The sequence below is a fragment of the Rhizobium sp. NPDC090279 genome, from assembly GCF_044769665.1.
Lineage (GTDB): Bacteria > Pseudomonadota > Alphaproteobacteria > Rhizobiales > Rhizobiaceae > Rhizobium.
On the sequence record NZ_JBIVYI010000042.1, the window covers coordinates 1 to 2,621 of the forward strand.

The following is a 2,621-nucleotide window of genomic DNA, read 5'->3' on the forward strand; positions in this document are numbered from 1 at the left end:
TGCGCGCTTCGCAAAAGTTGGACAGGATTTCCGCCAATTCCCGGACAGCAGTTTCACTAAAGTCCGGACAGATTGACGAGGTTGGTCCTCGGCAGCCTGGTTTCTATTATGGCTGATTGATTTCGTCGTTTTCTGCACCCGTCAAGAGGAGTGTGCTTTTTTGCTTTCTCATGCTCTCGCCTCGCAGAGTGATACGATGGGCATTATGCACGATGCGGTCGAGTATGGCATCGGCGACCGTGCTGTCGGCAATCAGGTCGTGCCAGCTTGCCACGGGGACCTGGGCTGTGATCAGGGTGGATTTTCTCTGATATCGTTCCTCGACAATTTCGAAGAGATGGAAGCGCTGCTGATCGGAAAGCGTATGGGTTCCAAAGTCGTCGAGGATCAGGAGCTGGACGCGGGTGAGCTTGTCGATGAGACGAGGGAAAGAGCCATCGAGGCGGGCAAGCGCGAGATCCTCGAATAGGCGCGGCACGCGCACATAGAGCACGGAGTGACCGAGCCTGGCCGCTTGCCTACCGAAGGCACAGGCCAGCCATGACTTGCCGGTGCCGGTGTGACCGGTGATGATCAGTCCCTCATGGGCGGTGAGCCATTGCCCCTGGGCCAGCGCCATGGTGTTGCGCCGGTCGAGACCGCGAGCGGCGGCGAAGTCGATATCTTCGATGCAGGCCTGGGCAAAGCGTAGCTTGGCGGAGGCGAGCCGGTTGCGGATGCGCTTGTCAGTGCGCAGGGTGACTTCGCGGTCGAGCATCAAGCCGAGCCACTCATCGCGGCTGAGCTCATTGGTGCCGGACTGCTCGGTCAATTCGCGCCAGGCGGTGGCCATGCCGGTGAGCCCGAGGGCCTGCATCTGGTCGAGGGTGGGGTTTGTCAGCATCTTGCTTCCTTCACTGGTAGTAGGATCGGCCACGGATATTGGTATGCGCAGGCGTGGGGGCCGCGTGTTCAGCCTGCGGTCTTTCCCGGTCGAGGCCGGATTTGAGGATGGAGGCGACGGAGGAATAGGTGATGGCATTGATGGTGAGCGCCCGCTCACAGGCTACATCGAGGCGCTGCGATCCATAGCGCGGCGCCAGCGACAGAATACCCATGGCCGAGCGGTATCCCTGTTCCGGATGTGGCCTGTCGCGCATCATGCGTTCGACCAGGATGGCGGCATTGGGGCCGATCTGGGTTGCACGGCCGATCAGATTGGCCGGCGTGGTATTGGCATAGCGCTGATGCGCTTTGGGCATATGGTCGTTGACGGTGACGTGGCCGGAACGCTGGGAGCGACGAACATGGCTGGCGACACGCTGGTGATCATGGAAGATCTCGACCACCCGGTGGGTGAGCCGTACCTGGAGGGTGCATCCGATCAACCGATGCGGCACCGAGTAGAATGTCTTGTCGACCTCGACATGATAATCCGGATGAACCTTCGCCAACTTCCATTCCGCATATTCGAACGGCATCACCGGCAAGGGCTTCAAGGCTGCCCGTTCGATCTCCTCGAACAGCTCGCGGCGGCTTTTACCGACATGGCGCATCGGCCGGTTGTTCAGGTCTTCGAGCAATTCGGCAATCGCCGTGTTGAGGACGGCAAGCGAGAAGAAGGTACGGTTCCGGAGCCGGGCGAGGATCCAGCGTTCCACGATCAATACCGCGCCTTCGACCCGGCCTTTGTCGCGTGGTTTCCTGCTGCGTGTTGGCAGGATCGTGGTGTCGTAATGCTCCGCCATGGCAGCGAACGTCGCAGTCAACGTCGGCTCGAACCAAAGGGCCTTGGCCACCCCCGCTTTGAGGTTGTCGCACACGATTGCCTTGGTGACCCCGCCATAGAAGGTCAGAGCTCGCACCTGGCCGTCAATCCAATCCGGTAACTGCTGGCTAAAGCTGGCATGGGCGAAGGTCAGGTTGGAGGCGCCCAGCACCGCGACAAAAATCTGGGCCGAGTGGATGACGCCGGTCGCCGGATCGATCACCGGCACCGTCGGCCCGGCATAGTCGGTTTGCATCACAGCGCCCGCCGCGTGCCGATTGCGGAACGCTACACTCGCGCGCTGCCGAAAGGCGGCAACCTTCTCGCAGTACCACGTGAAGCCGTAACCATCGGGATGACTGGCGCGGTATTCCTGCCATAGAAGCGTCAGCGTCACGCCTTTGCGCTTCAGCTCCCGAGCCACAAGCGCCCAGTCCGGCTCGCCGAGATCGCGCGGCGGTCGACCGGCTCGGCCGAACAGCCGCCGCTCCAGTTTTGCATCCTCGTTCGGGCCGATTGGCAAGGGCCATGAGAGCCCGGCTTCCCGAGCACGTAGCAAATAGGTCGATACCGAGCTCTTGCCGATCTTCAGCCGCTCGGCAATCTCGCGCACCGAAAGACCCTCTTCGTGGGTCAGGCGCAGAATAGTTCGGATATCCCTCACTGTCGTTCGTCTTGCTTGCTTCCGTCTCGGCATCGGCCCCTCTCAACATTGTCGTGAGAGGCCTAGCAACCAAGACGGCGCAGCCGCGAACCAACCGTCAAACCGCCGCCGGAAACTGTCCGGGATTTAGCGGAATCGCTGTCCGGGAATTACTGAAAACTGTGGCCGGAGATTACCGGAAATCTTGTCCGGACTTTACCGAAACCCGCA

The 2,621-nt window shown here is 60.9% G+C and carries 2 protein-coding genes; both read right to left on the reverse strand.

Annotation, left to right across the window (positions count from 1 at the left end):
* Positions 1 to 106 precede the first annotated feature (106 nt).
* A complete protein-coding gene (gene istB, locus ACIQWP_RS31840) occupies positions 107 to 883 on the reverse strand; it encodes an IS21-like element ISRsp2 family helper ATPase IstB (RefSeq protein ID WP_402796469.1) in 777 nt (258 codons plus the stop codon).
* 10 nt (positions 884 to 893) lie between these two features.
* Complete coding sequence (gene istA, locus ACIQWP_RS31845; protein WP_402796472.1) at positions 894 to 2,444, reverse strand: IS21 family transposase; 1,551 nt, start codon at positions 2,442 to 2,444, stop codon at positions 894 to 896.
* Between the last annotated feature and the right edge of the window lie 177 nt (positions 2,445 to 2,621).

Coding starts and splice junctions, on each gene's coding strand:
- istB (WP_402796469.1), bottom strand. CDS start 883: ATGCTGACAAACCCCACCCTCGACCAGATGCAGGCCCTCGGGCTCACC.
- istA (WP_402796472.1), bottom strand. CDS start 2,444: ATGCCGAGACGGAAGCAAGCAAGACGAACGACAGTGAGGGATATCCGA.